The organism is Nocardia brevicatena NBRC 12119 (assembly GCF_000308495.1).
Classification (GTDB): Bacteria; Actinomycetota; Actinomycetes; order Mycobacteriales; family Mycobacteriaceae; genus Nocardia; species Nocardia brevicatena.
The window spans coordinates 1-15,680 of record NZ_BAFU01000084.1; the positions used below are offsets into that span (position 1 = coordinate 1).

At 66.9% G+C, this 15,680-nt stretch carries 12 protein-coding genes; 6 read left to right on the plus strand and 6 right to left on the minus strand.

Annotated elements, in window-relative coordinates; all coding sequences use genetic code 11:
* Positions 1–262: 262 nt before the first annotated feature.
* Entirely contained in the window at positions 263–724 is a 462-nt protein-coding gene (locus ON20_RS22885; RefSeq protein WP_040838479.1) for a VOC family protein, read from the plus strand.
* 44 nt (positions 725–768) lie between these two features.
* Here ON20_RS22885 and ON20_RS22890 read toward each other — a convergent pair whose 3' ends face one another.
* Positions 769–1,272, minus strand: a complete 504-nt coding sequence (locus ON20_RS22890) for a DUF2505 domain-containing protein (RefSeq protein ID WP_040838480.1) — start codon at positions 1,270–1,272, stop codon at positions 769–771.
* 49 nt (positions 1,273–1,321) lie between these two features.
* On the opposite strand from ON20_RS22890, the gene ON20_RS22895 reads away from it, so the two are divergent.
* The 4 genes from ON20_RS22895 to ON20_RS22910 all read left to right on the plus strand — a co-directional run bounded on the left by ON20_RS22895 (position 1,322) and on the right by ON20_RS22910 (position 8,315).
* A complete protein-coding gene (locus ON20_RS22895) occupies positions 1,322–1,774 on the plus strand; it encodes a DUF3592 domain-containing protein (RefSeq protein WP_040838521.1) in 453 nt (150 codons plus the stop codon).
* A gap of 87 nt (positions 1,775–1,861) precedes the next feature.
* On the plus strand, positions 1,862–3,004 hold the full coding sequence (locus ON20_RS22900; protein WP_040838481.1) for a glycosyltransferase family 4 protein: 1,143 nt from the start codon (positions 1,862–1,864) through the stop codon (positions 3,002–3,004).
* Positions 3,005–3,185: 181 nt separating this feature from the next.
* Positions 3,186–3,893 carry a demethylmenaquinone methyltransferase gene (locus ON20_RS22905; RefSeq protein WP_051163139.1) on the plus strand — a complete coding sequence of 236 codons (708 nt, stop codon included), beginning with the start codon at positions 3,186–3,188 and terminating at the stop codon, positions 3,891–3,893.
* Between the two features lie 135 nt (positions 3,894–4,028).
* Positions 4,029–8,315 (plus strand): bifunctional nitrate reductase/sulfite reductase flavoprotein subunit alpha, encoded by a 4,287-nt coding sequence (locus tag ON20_RS22910; protein ID WP_040838484.1) that lies wholly within the window; start codon positions 4,029–4,031, stop codon positions 8,313–8,315.
* A gap of 73 nt (positions 8,316–8,388) precedes the next feature.
* Here ON20_RS22910 and ON20_RS22915 read toward each other — a convergent pair whose 3' ends face one another.
* The 3 genes from ON20_RS22915 to ON20_RS22925 all read right to left on the minus strand — a co-directional run bounded on the left by ON20_RS22915 (position 8,389) and on the right by ON20_RS22925 (position 14,152).
* Positions 8,389–11,010, minus strand: a complete 2,622-nt coding sequence (locus ON20_RS22915; protein WP_040838486.1) for an AAA family ATPase — start codon at positions 11,008–11,010, stop codon at positions 8,389–8,391.
* Between the two features lie 579 nt (positions 11,011–11,589).
* Entirely contained in the window at positions 11,590–12,660 is a 1,071-nt protein-coding gene (locus tag ON20_RS22920; protein WP_245547407.1) for an alpha/beta hydrolase, read from the minus strand.
* A gap of 457 nt (positions 12,661–13,117) precedes the next feature.
* Complete coding sequence (locus tag ON20_RS22925) at positions 13,118–14,152, minus strand: aldo/keto reductase (RefSeq protein ID WP_040838488.1); 1,035 nt, start codon at positions 14,150–14,152, stop codon at positions 13,118–13,120.
* 84 nt (positions 14,153–14,236) lie between these two features.
* On the opposite strand from ON20_RS22925, the gene ON20_RS22930 reads away from it, so the two are divergent.
* Positions 14,237–14,893, plus strand: coding sequence for a TetR/AcrR family transcriptional regulator (locus ON20_RS22930; RefSeq protein WP_040838490.1), 657 nt, complete (start codon positions 14,237–14,239; stop codon positions 14,891–14,893).
* On the opposite strand, the gene ON20_RS22935 is transcribed toward ON20_RS22930, so the two are convergent.
* On the minus strand, positions 14,862–15,440 hold the full coding sequence (locus ON20_RS22935) for a TIGR03086 family metal-binding protein (RefSeq protein WP_040838492.1): 579 nt from the start codon (positions 15,438–15,440) through the stop codon (positions 14,862–14,864). The two genes, ON20_RS22930 and ON20_RS22935, sit on opposite strands and share 32 nt — an antisense overlap.
* Positions 15,441–15,530: 90 nt before the next feature.
* Positions 15,531–15,677, minus strand: coding sequence for a hypothetical protein (locus tag ON20_RS36675; protein ID WP_157228958.1), 147 nt, complete (start codon positions 15,675–15,677; stop codon positions 15,531–15,533).
* Positions 15,678–15,680 lie beyond the last annotated feature (3 nt).

Here is a 15,680-nt window from a genome sequence, read left to right on the forward strand (position 1 = left end):
CGCAACGACGGCACACAGAGAGAAAACCCCAGACCACCGGACCACAAGGGGTTGCGGCCCGTCTCGCGTTTCAGCGCCCGAAGCGCATGTGCCGAAGGCACGAGTCTCGGGCGCTGAAACGCGAGACCCGCCAGGGCCGCAACCCCGCGCCGCCGAAGGCGGCGCAATCGAACACAGCAACCCCGCGCCGCCGAAGACGGCGCAATCGAACACAGCAATTTCGGAGAAGCGCCCGGGCGTGTGGCGGTCCTAGCCTCGTCCCATGACGTCGATCAAGAATATTTCGCTGGTTACGGTCTATGTAACCGATCAGGACGAAGCCAAGAAGTGGTACACCGAAGTCCTCGGCTTCGTGGAAACCTCCGATATGCAAATGGGTGAAAACGGCTTCCGCTGGGTCACCGTCACGCATCCGGACCACCGGGAACTGGAGGTGACCCTGATGGTGCCCGGCCCGCCGCTGGACGAGAACCTGGCCGAGGCCATCCGCCGCTCACTGAACAGCGGCACCCACGGTTCGCTCGGGCTGAGCACCGACAACTGTCAGAAGGCATACGAGGAACTGTCGGCGAAGGGTGTCGAGTTCGTGCAGCCGCCGTCCGACCGCCCCTACGGCGTGGAGGCGGTGTTCCGGGACAATTCCGGTAACTGGCTGGTGCTGGTGGAGCCGAAGGAGTTCGATCCGCGGCAGGCCGCGATGGAAGCTCCCGGCACGCAGCCGTGAACGGTTCCGCCGGGCGGTGACAGTGTCACCGCCCGGCGTTGCGGTCAGTCCCGCGGCTCGGCGAACCAGTCCTCGATGAATTTGCGCTCACCGGAGAGCACCCGGTGGTGCAGTTGTTCGGCGAGCGGTTCGATGGCGCCGCCGACCAGGGGAACCTTCACCTTCACCGAGCCGACGGTCTCGATTTCGGAACCCGCGCCGGACGGACGCAGCCGATAGGTGCCGGACATTTCGGAGGAGATTCCAGTAGAGGTTCCCTGGAAGGTGCCTTCGGCGGTGTCGCCGGTGAGCGGACCCCAGGTGTCGGTGCGGATAAGGCGCAGATCGCTCTTGAGGACCTTGCGCACCACGGCGGGGATCCTCTCCGGGCGGGCCACTTCGCTCATACCGAGTCGAATGGTGCCCGGTCCGTCCGGATGGGATAGTTCGAGGGTGGCGGTTTCGGCGCCGACGAACCGGGCCTGCCATAGTTCGTCGCTGGTGAGGGCAGCGTGCAACTGGGCCGGTGGGACCGGATACGACAGCGTGAAGCTGAATTTTCTGGCCATAGGCGCTCACGGTAGCCGATGCGGGTCGGATGCCCGCTAACCTGTGGCGGTGTCGGAAACCAGCCAGACGGGCCAGCGGTCCGAACGTCTACGGCGGGCGCGGGTGACCGTGGTGATCACCGCCTCCGCGATCAGTGCCCTCGTGGTCCTGCTGGTGCTCGCGGCGTGGCGCAACGACTATCTGATCGGTTCGGATATGGGAGTGGCCACCGCCGAAGTACTCTCCGCCGGGCGGCTGCGGTCGGCGGTCATGTATGTCACCCCGGATGGTGAGACACACAACCCCAAGGTGGGGGTGTTGTATCCGACCAATCTCACCGCGGGGGAGCGGATCACCGTGGAGTACAGCCGGGCCGACCCGGATCTGGTGCGTGTCGCCGGACGCGATGTGCGGGTGGCCATCCCGCCGGCACTGTCGGTGCTGGTAACGGTCTGGTTGATCGCGCTGCCGCTGCTGTGGCTGCTGGTCCATATGGCCCGGCGCGGTCCTCGGGGAAGGTGACCGGTTCGGCTACTGTTCGCCGTAACTTCGCGCAAGCGTCGACTCGCCGTGGCTCGCGGGGGCATCGACCCCGTCAACACTGAGGTCGTGCGCGTAGCCATCGTTTCGGAGTCCTTTCTGCCGAATATGAACGGCGTGGTGAACTCGGTGCTCCGAGTGCTCGACCATCTGGACCGACACGGGCACGAAGCCGTGGTCATCGCGCCGGACACGATCCGCGGCGCACCCCCCGCGTCTCGGCAGCACGGGCGGTTTCCGGTGTACCGGGTACCCGCCGTGATGGTGCCCAAGATCAGTGCGCTGCCGGTGGGGCTACCGGAGCCGGGCATTGTCGAGGTGCTGCGCTGTTTCGACGCCGATGTGGTGCATCTGGCTTCTCCCTTCCTGCTGGGTGCGGGCGGGCTCTCCGCCGCCTTACGGCTGGACCTGCCCGCGGTGGCGGTGTACCAGACCGATGTGGCGGGGTTCGCCAAGAGCTACGGGCTGGGTCTCGCGGCCCGGGCGGCGTGGGCGTGGACACGGCGCATCCATGAGGGCGCCGCCCGGACCTTGGCGCCGTCGAGCGCGGCGGCCGAGGACTTGGTCCGGCACGGCGTTCCCCGGGTGTATCGGTGGGGCCGGGGCGTCGATAGCGTCCGGTTCGCTCCGTCGCAGCGGCGGGGGGAACTACGAGAATCCTGGCTCGGCGGCACGGACAAGCTGATCGTCGGGTTCGTCGGGCGATTGGCGCCGGAGAAACATGTCGAACGGTTGGCGGTACTGGCCGACGATCCTTCGGTGCGGTTGGTGATCGTCGGGGACGGGCCGGAACGGCAGAAACTCACGGCGTTATTGCCGGGCGCGATGTTCACCGGTGAGCTCGGCGGGGCGGAGTTGGCACAGGCATACGCGAGCCTGGACGTGATGGTGCATCCGGGCGAGCACGAGACCTTCTGTCAGGGTGTCCAGGAGGCGCTGGCCTCCGGGGTTCCGGTGGTCGGCCCGGACGCGGGCGGGCCGCGCGATCTCATCGCGCACTGCCGCAACGGTTATCTGCTCCCGGTGGACCGGTTCACCGAACTGTTGCCCGATGCGGTCGGCACGTTCCACGATCCGGTGCTGCGGGCACGTTGCGCGACCGCCGCACGTAAATCCGTACTGCACCGCACCTGGTCCGCCGTCTGCACCGAACTCATGGGGCATTACGCCGAGTTGACCGGCACCGATCACCGGCTTCCCCGATCCGCCTGAGGGGCGCACCTCTCGTCACGAGCAGGTGGTTTCACCACGAACCACGTAGCGCCCGCGTTCGCTCCGTCATGCCCCGGACGGTCCGGGTCCACTGCGACCCCGTTCGGCGGGAGTATTCGCCGCCTATCCCCGGACGAGCATCCGCAGACTGTCGTACGGCCGCATCCATTAAGGTCGTGCCGTGGCGAATACGCATACAGGCCGGGCATCGCTGGACAAACAACCACACGAGGTTGCCTCCATGTTCGACGGTGTGGCGCGACGGTACGACCTGACGAATACCGTGCTCACCGCCGGCCTGGACCGCTACTGGCGGTGGGCGACCCGCAAGGCGATCGCGCCCCGTCCGGGTGAGCGCGTATTGGATCTGGCGGCGGGAACCGGGATTTCCACCGTGGAGCTGGCCAAATCCGGCGCCTGGTGTGCGGCGACCGATTTCTCCCTGGGCATGCTGAAGGCGGGCCGGTTCCGCAGGATGCCGATGGTCGCCGGGGACGCCATGGCGCTGCCGTTCGCCGACAACTCCTTCGACGCGGTGACCATCTCGTTCGGCCTGCGCAATGTGGCCGATATCGATGTGGCGCTGCGCGAGATGCTGCGAGTCACCAAACCCGGCGGCCAACTGGTGGTGTGCGAATTCTCCACTCCGGTCGTCCCGGTATTCAAAACCGTGTACATGGAGTTCGTGCTGAAGGCGCTGCCAGGGGTGGCGCGGACGGTCAGCAGCAACCCGGACGCCTACGTCTATCTGGCCGAGTCCATCCGGGCCTGGCCGAATCAGCGCCGGCTGGCCCGACGGGTGGCCGAAGCGGGTTGGTCGGGCGTGAAATGGCGTAACCTCACCGGCGGCGTCGTGGCCCTGCACCGCGGGTACAAGCTCGGCGGCTGAGCGTCGGCCCGGGAGGCGGTAGCGCGGTCGAGTTCATTTTCCTCACCGCTGTGATATTCGTCGGTGAGGGCAAACTTCACCTTCCGCTAACGTCCGGAAAACGCGTCGAAACCGCGGGGCCGGATTATCGGGTACATGTCCGACGCGGTAACGAACCGACAACCGGGCACGACTCGGACAGCGTGCTCGTACTGTGGCGTCGGCTGCGGGATCACCGTCACCACCCGCTCCGACGACTCCGGAAACCCGGTGATCGCCAAGGTCGCCGGCGACAAACTGCATCCGGCGAACACGGGCAGGCTGTGCACCAAGGGCGCCACCCATCCGGAACTCGTCCGCGCCCCGGGACGGATGACCACGGCCTATCGACGGCCCGAACGCGGTGCGCAACCGCGGCCCGTGGCGGTGGACGACGCGGTGCGAGAGGCCGCCGCGCGCCTGCGGGCCATTGCCGACGAGCACGGCCCGGATGCCGTCGCACTGTATGTCTCGGGCCAGATGTCCCTGGAAGCACAGTATCTGGCGACGAAACTGGCCAAGGGCTATCTGCGGACCGTGCACATAGAAGCCAATTCACGGCTGTGTATGGCGAGTGCGAGTACCGGCTACAAACAGTCGCTGGGCGCGGACGGGCCACCCGGCTCCTATGACGATATCGACCATGCCGATCTGTTCTTCGTGATCGGCGCCAATATGGCCGACTGCCACCCCATCCTGTATCTGCGGATGGCCGATCGGCTCAAGTCCGGGGCCAGGCTGATCGTGGTGGACCCGCGCCGCACCGAGACCGCCACGCGCGCCGACCTCTTCCTGCAGATCGCCCCCGGCACCGACCTCGCGCTGCTCAACGGTCTGCTGCATCTGCTCGTGGCGGCCGGTGATATCGACGAACGGTTCATCGCCGAACACACCGAGGGTTGGGAGCGGATGCCCGCGTTCCTCGCCGACTACCCCCCGGAGCGGGTGGCCGAGATCACCGGATTGGCCGTCGACGATATCCGCACCGCGGCGCGGTGGATCGGTGCGGCCGGCGAATGGATGTCGCTGTGGACGATGGGACTCAACCAGTCCACGCACGGCACCTGGAACACCAATGCCGTCTGCAATCTGCACCTGGCCACCGGCGCCATCTGCCGCCCGGGCAGCGGGCCGTTCTCGCTGACCGGGCAGCCGAACGCCATGGGCGGCCGGGAAATGGGCTATATGGGTCCGGGGCTGCCCGGTCAGCGCAGCCTGCTGTCGGCCGACGACCGCCGGTTCGTGGAAACCGAGTGGGGGTTGGCGCCGGGTACCCTCCGCGAGCAGGGCGCAGCGGGCACCGTCGACATGTTCCGTGCCATGGCCGAAGGCACGATCAAGGCCGTCTGGGTCATCTGCACCAATCCGGTGGCCACGGTGGCCAACCGCAAAACGGTGATCGCCGGGTTGGAAGCCGCCGAGCTGGTGATCACCCAGGACACCTATACCGATACCGCCACCAACGCCTACGCCGATATCCTGCTGCCCGCCGCGGCCTGGTCGGAGATGGACGCGGTGGTGGTGAACTCCGAACGCACCGTCACCCTGCAACAGCGCATCACCGACCCGGCCGGCGACGCCTGCCCGGACTGGCAGCTCATCGCCCGGATCGCGACCGCATTGGGCTTCGACGGGTTCGACCACTCCTCGAGCGCCGAGGTGTTCACCGAGATCACCCGTTTCGCGAATCCGGCGACCGGCTACGACCTGCGCGGGATGAGTTACGAACTGCTGCGCGAGGGCCCGATGCAGTGGCCGTGCACCGACCCGAGCCGGCGTCGCAATCCGATCCGCTACCGCAATGACGGCACCGTCCGGCCGCTGTTCGTCGACAAATCCGGGCGCCGCCCGCGGTTGGCCTTCCCCACACCCAGCGGGCGTGCTGTGTTCTGGCCGCGTCCGCATATGGCGCCCGACGAACCGCTGGACGACGATTTCCCGTTCCTGCTCAATACCGGCCGGCTGCCGCATCAGTGGCATTCCATGACCAAGACCGGTCGTATCGCCAAGCTGGAGAAACTGAACGGGCAGCCCTTCGTCGAGATCCATCCCGACGATGCCCGGCGGCTGGGTCTGGGCCCGGACGACCAGGTGGAGATCGCTTCGCGCCGGGGACGGGCCGTCCTCCCGGTGCGCATCAGCGATCGGGTGCGACCCGGCGACTGTTTCGCGCCCTTCCACTGGAACGACGAGCAGGGCGAGTATCTGACGATCAACGCCGTCACCAACGACGCGGTGGATCCGGAGTCCCGGCAGCCGGAATTCAAGGCGTGCGCGGTGGCGCTGCGCCGGGTCGCCACCGTGGCCCGGCCCGACGGTGGTGTGGCACCGGGATCACCGGCCTCGCGATCGGGAACTCGGCCGGACCGCCCCTCGGCCGGCGGGGACGGGACAGGTGTTCCGGTACACCCGACGGCCACGATGCTCGGCCTGGACACCACCGCGACCCCCACTCTCACCGAACACGAGCGGGTCTACCTGTCCGGTTATCTCGCCGCCCTGAATTCGATACCGGTAACCGGTGTTCCGGTGTTGCCGGACAGCGCGCCGCTGACACCGACGAGCCGACTGTGGGTGGACGGGCTGTTGGCCGGTATGTACTCGCGTGGCCTCGGGCCGACCGCCGAGCCGGCGGAGGCCCGCGCCGAAAACGAACCCGGTGAAGTCTCGGACCGGGAGCGCCGTGGCGTGACCGTGCTCTGGGCCTCCCAGACCGGATCGGCGGAGGAATTCGCGGCGACCACCGCCGCCAGGCTCACCGAGGCCGGTTTCCGGCCCCGACTCGTCGAGATGGATTCTATCGACCCGGCGGGGCTCGGCGGTGATGTACTGGTGGTCAGCAGCACATTCGGCGACGGCGGTCCCCCCGATAACGGCGCCGGTTTCTGGGAACGTCTCTCCGGGGGTGATACCCGGCTGGCCGGAGTCCGGTACGCGGTGTTCGCGCTCGGCGATTCCTCCTACGACGACTTCTGCGGGCACGGCCGCAAGCTCGACGAAACCTTCGCCGCCCGCGGCGCTACCCGCCTGCTCGCCCGGGTCGACAGCGATACCGGCAGCGACGAACCGGGTGAGCGCTGGCTCGACGATGTCCTCGGCACACTCGCCGGCACCGACCCGTCCGCCGGTGTTACGCCACGAACCGGCCGCACCGCGACCGGCGCACCGGGGCCGGACACCGACCGCACCGGCACACCCGGTGATCCCGGCCGAGACACCGCACGGCCGAACACCGCAGTGGGTACGGCCCTGCTGACTCGGGCGCCGCGCTCGGCCGGCGCCGTGCCGTTCACGCGGGACTCTCCGATGACCGCCCCCTTGATCCGGAATGAGATGCTCTCGGCGCCCGGCTCGTCGAAGGAGGTCCGCCGCTTCGCCTTCGACCTGCGTGGTCTCGACGCGCGGTACGAGGTCGGCGACGTACTCGGTATCCGGCCCGCCAACGCACCGCGGAGCGTCGCCGCCTGGCTCGACGCCACCGGCCTGGCGGGTAGCCGCGGCGTCGAGGTCGACGGCCGGGAGATCTCCCTGAGCGAGGCCTTGCGCACCCATTACGACATCACGAAGGTGAACCCCGAACTGCTGGAGTTCATCGCCGACCGGAATCCACACGATCGCCTCACGAAACTGCTGCGTCGCGACAACCGCACCGAGTTGGAGTCCTATCTGTGGGGTCGGCAGGCGGTGGATGTCCTGCGTGATTTTCCGGTTCGGGCCGACCTGGTCGAATGGCTCGCCCTGCTGAAGCGGCTCCAACCGCGCCGGTACTCGATCTCCTCCAGCCCGCTGGTCGGCCCGGACGAAGTGGAGTTGACCGTCGGCGTGGTGCGCTACGGCGATCCGGATTCCACCGGCCGTGGCGGGGTGTGCTCGACCTTCCTCGCCGACCGGGCGAAGGAAACCGGTGCGCCGATATTCCTGCAGCGCGCCCCGCATTTCAAGCCGCCCGCCGACCCGACCACACCGATGATCATGGTCGGCCCCGGTACCGGTATCGCCCCGTTCCGCGGTTTCCTACAGGAGCGCCGCGCCCTCGGCGCCACCGGACGCAACTGGCTGTTCTTCGGCGACCAACATGCCGCATACAACTTCTACTACCGCACCGAATTGGAGGATATGTTCCGCACCGGGTTCCTCACCCGCCTGGACCTGGCCTTCTCCCGCGATCAGCGGGAGCGGATCTATGTGCAGCACCGAATGATCGAACACGGCGCCGAACTATGGTCGTGGCTGCGTGACGGCGCTTACTTCTACGTCTGCGGCGACGCCGCCCGTATGGCCCGCGACGTGGACGATACTCTCCTCGAGATCGCCCGAGTACACGGCAATATGGACGACGACGACGCGCGGGCCTTCCGGAAACAGCTCATTGCCGAAAAACGCTACATTCGCGACGTCTACTGATAAGCAGGGGTATTCCGCGACTCGGCATGCACCGCTATGTTCGTCGGCATGTTCCGAAGTGGCGGAGATAGCGCTACTTTTTTCGGCCTTTTCGGTTGGGCTGCCGGGCGGCTTCGATGCGGACTTCGTCGATGGTGTCCCGAGGAATATGTTCGATAATGTCCTCGCGGGACATGACCGCCAGTTTCCGCAGAATAGCGGCGACCTGCGCATCGATGGTCCTGGTGGATTTCCCCCGGCGGGCGGCGATGGCGGGGTTGGTCCAGCCGGCCGCGGCCAGGACGGCGACCTCTCGTTCGGCCTGGGTCAAATCGTGCCAGCGGGAGGTGGGCCCGACCTCGGCCGGCCGATGGTTCGACGAGGTTTCGAGGGTGAAGGTGCCCAGGATGAGCCGTTCTGTCTCGTTGTATTCGGGGCGCAGGCGTCTGCCGCGCGCTTCCGCCACGGTGTATGCGTTGGGCCCCAATACCTCACGGGCAACCGTGATGGCGTTGATGGTCCTCTCGGTCAAGGCGCCCATCGTATCGCCGACAAAACCGTACTCTTCGGCCATGGTGGCCATCCCCCCCATGAGGTGGGCGATCTCGGTGGCAAGGGCTGCCAACCCGGCGCGGTCGGGGCGACCGGCAGCGAGTAGGTCGGTTACCAGACGAGCCAGCGTCCAGACATAGATCTGCACGATCCACATCCCGGCCCACCGGTCACCGACAGCGAGCTGATAGGCCAGCGAGGACCGCTCGAGCTTCAATGCCTCGACCGGGTCACCGTGCCGGATCAGCGCGAGCGCCCGGGTGAGCTCGGCCCATGATTTCTCTTGCGGTGTGTCAGGGGTATTGACGCGGTCGTAGTACCGTTGGGTGATCTCATAGGATTGATCGGCGGTTCCCAGCAGGCCCGCAGTGAAGGCGGCATGCAGTTCGCTCAGCGCTGCCGAGCCGTAATTGTTCTCGGCAAGGAATTTGTCTCGGGCGCGCAGAAAAACCTCGACGGCATGAATATCGTTGTGAACGAGCAGTAGCTCTTCTCCCCATGCGCGTTCGACGGCGGCAGGAAGGCCGATATCCGTCTCGGCGGTGTTTCGCCAGTTCGCTCTGGTGTCCGGGTCATCGATGCAGGCGGCGACGCAGTCCTCGAGTATCCGCTCGGTATCCTCCGGCCGGCCTTGATCCAGGGCCATTGCCGCAATCAAGGCCATGCCCGTGATCTGGAGTTCGGTGGGGGCGGTGTCCGGTACCCGCGTCGCGTTCAGGCAGCGTTCCATCCAGCTGCGCGTTTCTCGTACCGAATTGTTGACATAATTTTGCGGGGTGTACAGGCCGATACAGATTTCCAGGCCGAGGCGGGCCCGATCAGGGGCGGTGAGACTGTGCTCGAGGGCGATCAGGGTATCGGCCACCCTTGTTCGGGCCCAGCTCATGAGGTTCTGTCCCTCCGAGACCGACCAGTAGGTGGCGGCGTAACAGATCTTGTCCCGGTAATACCGCAAATGCCGATCGGCGAGGCGGGTGGGTTCGTCCACCGCGGCGTGGCTGCGTTGCCGCAGCCGGTCCTGGGCATACACCCGCAGGCTTTCCAGCAGGGCGTACCGCACCGTGGTCGAGGTCCTGTGCACCGATACCAGCGCGTGATCGACGAGCCGGTCGAGCAGGTCCTCGATTTCGTCCCGGGCCAAGGCCACACCCACGTCGTTTCCGCCGTCGACCGACCCGTCGTCGTCGATCGACTCCTCATCGCCGCAGATGGCCTGGATGGCATCCAGATCGGCACCGACGTCCGCCGGCGCATCCGGATCGGCATCGTCGGAACCGGTGTGGTAGCCCGCGGCGAAGACCGACAGGCGGTCGAACAGCAGGCGCTCTTTTTCCGTACACAACTCATAAGACCAGGCGATGGCATCACCGACCCCGTAATGGCGGGGCTCGGCGCCCGCGCGAACGGTACGCGACCACCGCAGTCGGGTATCGTCGGCCCGTCCGGTGAGCCCACTCAACACCAGCGCGGGCGGCTGATGCCGCAACCGGGCGGCCGCCAACTGGATGTAGAGGGGGTGATTGTGCAACCGGCGACAGATCTTGGCGGCGGTCTTCATCTGATCCCTGCCCGACAGCGGGTACCCGGTCAACTCGGCGCGGCGTCGGAACAGCAGCGATGCCTGCTGGTCGGTCAGCGGCGGCACCGGGACGAGATATTCGTCGACCCAGCCGATCGGCTCACGGCTGGTGGCCAGCACCGTCAACTCCGGGACCACCTCGAGCAGGTCGGCGATCACACTCGCCACACCGGTGAGCACGTGTTCGCAGTTGTCGAGCACCAGCACCGTGTGGGGTACACGTCCGGTCGGTCCGGCGCGGGTGAAGGCATCGACGAGGGCATCCCAGGTCGAGCGCCCGGAGAAGTCGCCGTCGATCACCGCATGAGCGATCTCCTCCTCCACCGCCGCGGCCCCCGACCGCCTGGGCAGACGCGCGAGCCGTACCCAGAACACGAACGACTGCCCGCCCGACCCACGACGATAGTCACGCACCACCTCGGCGGCCAGCCGGGTCTTCCCGATCCCACCCGCCCCGGTCAGGGTTACCACTCGGGCCGCACCCAACAACAGCGTCCTGATTTCCTGCAACTCCCGCTCCCGACCCACGAAGGTGAGGTCGGGTGCCGGCAGACCCCCGACACGGCCCCGCGGCGGTGCTTCCACGATGGGAAAGGATAGTGTATTGAGCCCCGAGCCGATATAGCCGAATACCTTGGAGTTTTGCCTACTCGTTACGTCACCGTTCTACGGTGAGCGGCTCGGAGGATTCGAAGTGACCCGCCAGGAGTTCGGTCCGATGGGCCGGCAGATCAAGTCCGGATTCCGGAAGCGAGGGTGTCGGCTTCGGGAGGTCGATGCGGCTCTGCGGGATCCCGTCGTGCCCATCCACCGGTCCGGCCCGCTACATGGACAAACGCCGGCAGGGGACTTCTCGGGGCCAGATGTGGGCGCAGTCCGTCATGTCCACAATCGATGGCACGGCAACGGTGGACAACCTTTTACGCTCTCGTAGTCGATCGATACGGTTACGCCGATTTTGGATGCCGCGGCAGCGAATTGTCGAGCAACCATTTGATCGTCATGATAGTCGAGCTCCATATTCGGATTGGAGAATTTCACCCTTATATGGCACGGCCGGGAAAGTTGATCTCGCCCGGTGGTGCTGTACCGATCGGATCCTGGTGGCATGTATTCGAGCCTTTCCATTCCTGCGCGAACCGAGGCCTCGGTAACGATCGACTATCACACCGCGGAGGCTCCGCTATTCGTGATCCTCTCCGCGCACCCGGCGGACACCTCGGGCGATGCCGCCGTGCATCGGCTGCGACTGTGCCCGGTAGGTGCTCGGTGAGATATGCCCGCGCTCACCTCTTTGTGGAATTTCCCCAGCTCGTGTATGGCGGCGCGAGCGTCGGGAATCAGGTCCGCACCGAGGTGATGGACGTGCGGGGCGCGGTCCCATATCTGTAGGCGTACCGGGACGTGGGCCTGGGCGCAGCGCCGGGCGAGCATTTCGGCGTCCGATAGCAGGCATTCGGTTGAACCCACCTGGATCAGAACCGGCGGCAGACCGGTGAAATCGTGGTTGACCGCCGACCAGGTGGGGTCGAGTCGACCGTCGACGGCGACAGCGTGCCGGGCGATCAACTCGATGCCTCGAGCGGGTAAGTAGGAATCGCGGTGCCGGTTGGCGTGGGCATTACGTGTTTTCGAGTCGAAATCGGCCCATGGCGCTATCGCGGAGATTCCGCTGGGCATCGGCAACCCCCGCTCCCGGCAGGCCAGCGCGAGACGAAACGCCAGGCCGCCACCCGCGGAGTCGCCGGAGACGATGATGCGATCGGCCGAGAAGCCCCGTCCCAGAAGGTAGCGATACGATTCAACGGCGTCGTCGAGGGTCTGGGTGAAGTGAGCTTTCGGCAATTGCCGGTAGTCGACGTTGAACGCGGGTATACCGCTGGCCTGCGCGATTTTGGCGACGAGTCGTCGATGGGTGTTCAAACCGCCACAAAAGTATCCTCCCCCGTGGAAATACAGCAGTACGGAATTTCGCCGGCTCCGTGGGTCGGCCACATCGCCGTGCCATAACCATTCGGCGTTGAACTGCCCCACCTGCACGGTTGTGCGTCGAGTACCCTTCGGGGCGCCGAGCACAGCGGCCGAGAGATCGACAAGGCGGCCGACCCGGAACACATGCTCGAGTTGTCGGCCGCTACACGTCCGCGTCAGGGCTGCCAGCCCGAGCCCGACGGTGCCACGCAGCAAAGGATGGGCGATCCGGGTCCCGACACTCGCCCGGTTGGGTCGCTCCACCCTCAAGGACGATGTCTCGGGTCGCGAGTGGGACCCCACGATCTCCGTGATCGGCATGGCCCTTCGCACCGTCCTGCCGACCACCTCGCCGCGATACCTCGAATCGAGATCGGGTGTGAACACGATTTCACCCGTGCGCCGGCCGCCCCGCTCGGCGGAATCGCCCACAGCGAGGAGGGTTCGTCACGGAAGCAATGGACGACCCGGGCCACAGCAGGTGGTGCACCAGCGGATGACCACACTCGCCCGGACCAATTCGTACACGTCGCACCTTCGCACCTTTCGGCCTCGAAGTCGTTCAACCTGACAGTCGATATCTTCGGGAACCGCAACGTGCCGCGCATCGGGATATACCGGGTGTTCTACCTACGTCGCCCACCTAAGTGGCTGTATTCGACAACGGCAATAGCGCCCGGCGCCTCCGGGTCGGACCGTCGGGCAGCATATCGACGCCGTATCAGACCGCCGGGGGGTTTACCCGGGTGAAATCGGGCAGGCGGTAGTACGGATAGTAGGGATAAGGCGGGGTCGTTGCGCTTACTGTGTCGAGCCGCGCGAGTTGATCGGCATCGAGTTGCCACCCGGTGGCCCCCAGGTTCTGCCGCAGTTGTTCCTCGTTGCGGGCACCGATGATGACCGTGGACACGGTGGGCCGGGCGAGTAGCCAGTTGAGGGCGAGCTGCGGGACACCGTGGCCGGTTTCGGCCGCCAGTTCGTCGAGTACGTCGACCACGGTGTACAGGTGTTCGTCGGCAACGGGCGGGCCGGCCTCGGCGGTCCGATGTAGCCTGCTGCCCCGCGGCAGCGGCTGTCCCCGACGGATCTTGCCGGTCAATCGTCCCCAGCCGAGAGGGCTCCACACCACCGCGCCGACCCCTTGATCGCGACCCAGGGGCATCAGCTCCCATTCGTAGTCACGGCCCACCAGCGAGTAGTAGACCTGATGGGCGACATACCGGGTCAATCCGTGGCGATCCGCGGCGGCCAGTGATTTCATCAACTGCCAGCCCGCGAAGTTCGAGGCGCCGAGATAGCGGATCTTGCCCGCCCGTACCAGGTCGTCGAGCGCGGTGAGAACCTCCGCCACGGGCGTGTAGGCGTCGAAGGCGTGGAGTTGGAAGAGGTCGATGTAGTCGGTGCCCAGACGCCGCAGTGAGTTCTCGACGGCGGCGATCAGTCTGGCCCGCCCCGATCCCGCGTTCCGCGGGTCGGGACCGGTGGGCAGCCCGGCCTTGGTGGACAGCAGGACTTGATCGCGCCGACCGCGAATGGCCGCGCCGAGCACTTCTTCGGAGGCCCCGTCGGAATAGACGTCGGCCGTGTCGAACATGGTGATCCCCGCGTCGAGGGCTATATCGACCATGCGTCGGGCCTGGGTCGCGTCGGTATCGCCCCAGGCGCCGAAGAGCTCGCCGCGACCACCGAAGGTGCCCGCTCCGAAGCTGAGCGCCGGCACGAGTAGACCCGAGGCACCGAGTCGCCTGTACTCCATTTCAACTCCTTAAAGGGAATTTAGTTCCGTTAATATCTCGAAGAGTACACTCTCGAAACAGCAAATGGAACAGGAGGACCATTTATGACAGAGGTGGCATTGCCCCCGGGCTCGGTTCGGCCCGGCGGTCGCACCGCGCGAGTACGCGCCGCGGTCCTGCGGGCCGCCGGGGACCTGCTCGCCGAGCACGGTTTCGCCCGGCTCGACCCGAGCGAGGTGGCGGCGCTGGCCGGAGTCGGCAAGACCACCGTCTACCGGCGCTGGCGCGGCCCGGCCGGCCTGATCGCCGACCTCCTGGTGGATATGGCCGAGCAGTCACTGCCGCGCGCCGATACCGGCTCCCTGCTCGGCGACCTCACCGCCAACGCGCAACTGGTCGGCAAAACCCTCACCGACCCGCGTCAGAGCCGGCTGTTCCGCGCCGTCGTCGCCGCGGCGACGACGGACGAATCCGCGGCCGCCGCCCTGCACCACTTCTACGACACCCGGCTGAACGAATGGGCGCCCTGTGTCGAGGCCGCCATCGCCCGCGGCGAAGTGCCCGCGGGCACCGATCCCCGGGCGGTGATCTCCGCCGTTTCCGCTCCCCTGTACTACCGACTGCTCGCCAGCGGGGACCCCATCGACGACACGGCCGTCCACGCCGCCGCCCGCGCGGCCGCCCACGCCGCGGCCGTGGGAGTATTCGCCACCCGGCCCGGTCCGGAGCTCACGCCGCCCAGGAAGGATCTCGACCGGTGAACCCCAGCACGCGATACAGAAGCGGGGCGTCGGGCGCCACCGGGACGACCGGACCGAAGAGACCCGGGGTGCCTTCCGGCGGAGTGCTCTCCAGGAAGGGCAGCAGGATCTCCAGATCCGCCTGGTTCGACCTCGGCTCCCGACCGGTGGCGCGGGCCAGGTCCCAGGTGTGCACGACGATTTCGTTCAACGCGACCCGTGCCGCGACGGGCGCGGGCATGGCGACACCGCCGGCTTCGGTATCCCCCTCCCACGCGGCGGGATCGCGCCAGGCCGCGGCGAGCGCCTTCAGTCGACTCGGGATACCGGCGCGCCATTCGGGGACGAGTGCGGCGTCGGCACCGATGTTCGGTGCGGCGGACCGGCCCACCACCTCCTCGGCGGCCGCCTCACGGAACGCTTCGGCGAGATGAAACACGTGCGCGAGCAGCGCCCCGACGGGGATATCGGCGCAGGGGGTGGGTGCGTCGAGCTGTTCATCGGTGATCGCGCCGACGATCTCGATCAGCGCGGTGGCGGCCGGTTCCATCTCGAATTCCGGGTACATGCGGGCTCCTGAGAATTTCGGGGATTCCGCACATGCCGACGCCACGGATCGGCGAAATTCATCGGCGACCGGTCGAATCTGTCGCACGTCTCACCGGTCCGAGCACCCGAGGTCCGGGCGGGTCGGCCGGCCGTCCACCGACACGGCCGCAGGCCGGAGCGGGTTCCAGGCCCGCGGGGCGGCTTCACCGATCGGGTCGGCGATCATCTCGTCCCTGGCGGCGATGATGTCGAGCACCGT

Coding starts and splice junctions, on each gene's coding strand:
- ON20_RS22890 (WP_040838480.1), bottom strand. CDS start 1,272: ATGGCCAGAAAATTCAGCTTCACGCTGTCGTATCCGGTCCCACCGGCC.
- ON20_RS22885 (WP_040838479.1), top strand. CDS start 263: ATGACGTCGATCAAGAATATTTCGCTGGTTACGGTCTATGTAACCGAT.
- ON20_RS22925 (WP_040838488.1), bottom strand. CDS start 14,152: ATGGAGTACAGGCGACTCGGTGCCTCGGGTCTACTCGTGCCGGCGCTC.
- ON20_RS22935 (WP_040838492.1), bottom strand. CDS start 15,440: ATGTACCCGGAATTCGAGATGGAACCGGCCGCCACCGCGCTGATCGAG.
- ON20_RS22910 (WP_040838484.1), top strand. CDS start 4,029: ATGTCCGACGCGGTAACGAACCGACAACCGGGCACGACTCGGACAGCG.
- ON20_RS22930 (WP_040838490.1), top strand. CDS start 14,237: ATGACAGAGGTGGCATTGCCCCCGGGCTCGGTTCGGCCCGGCGGTCGC.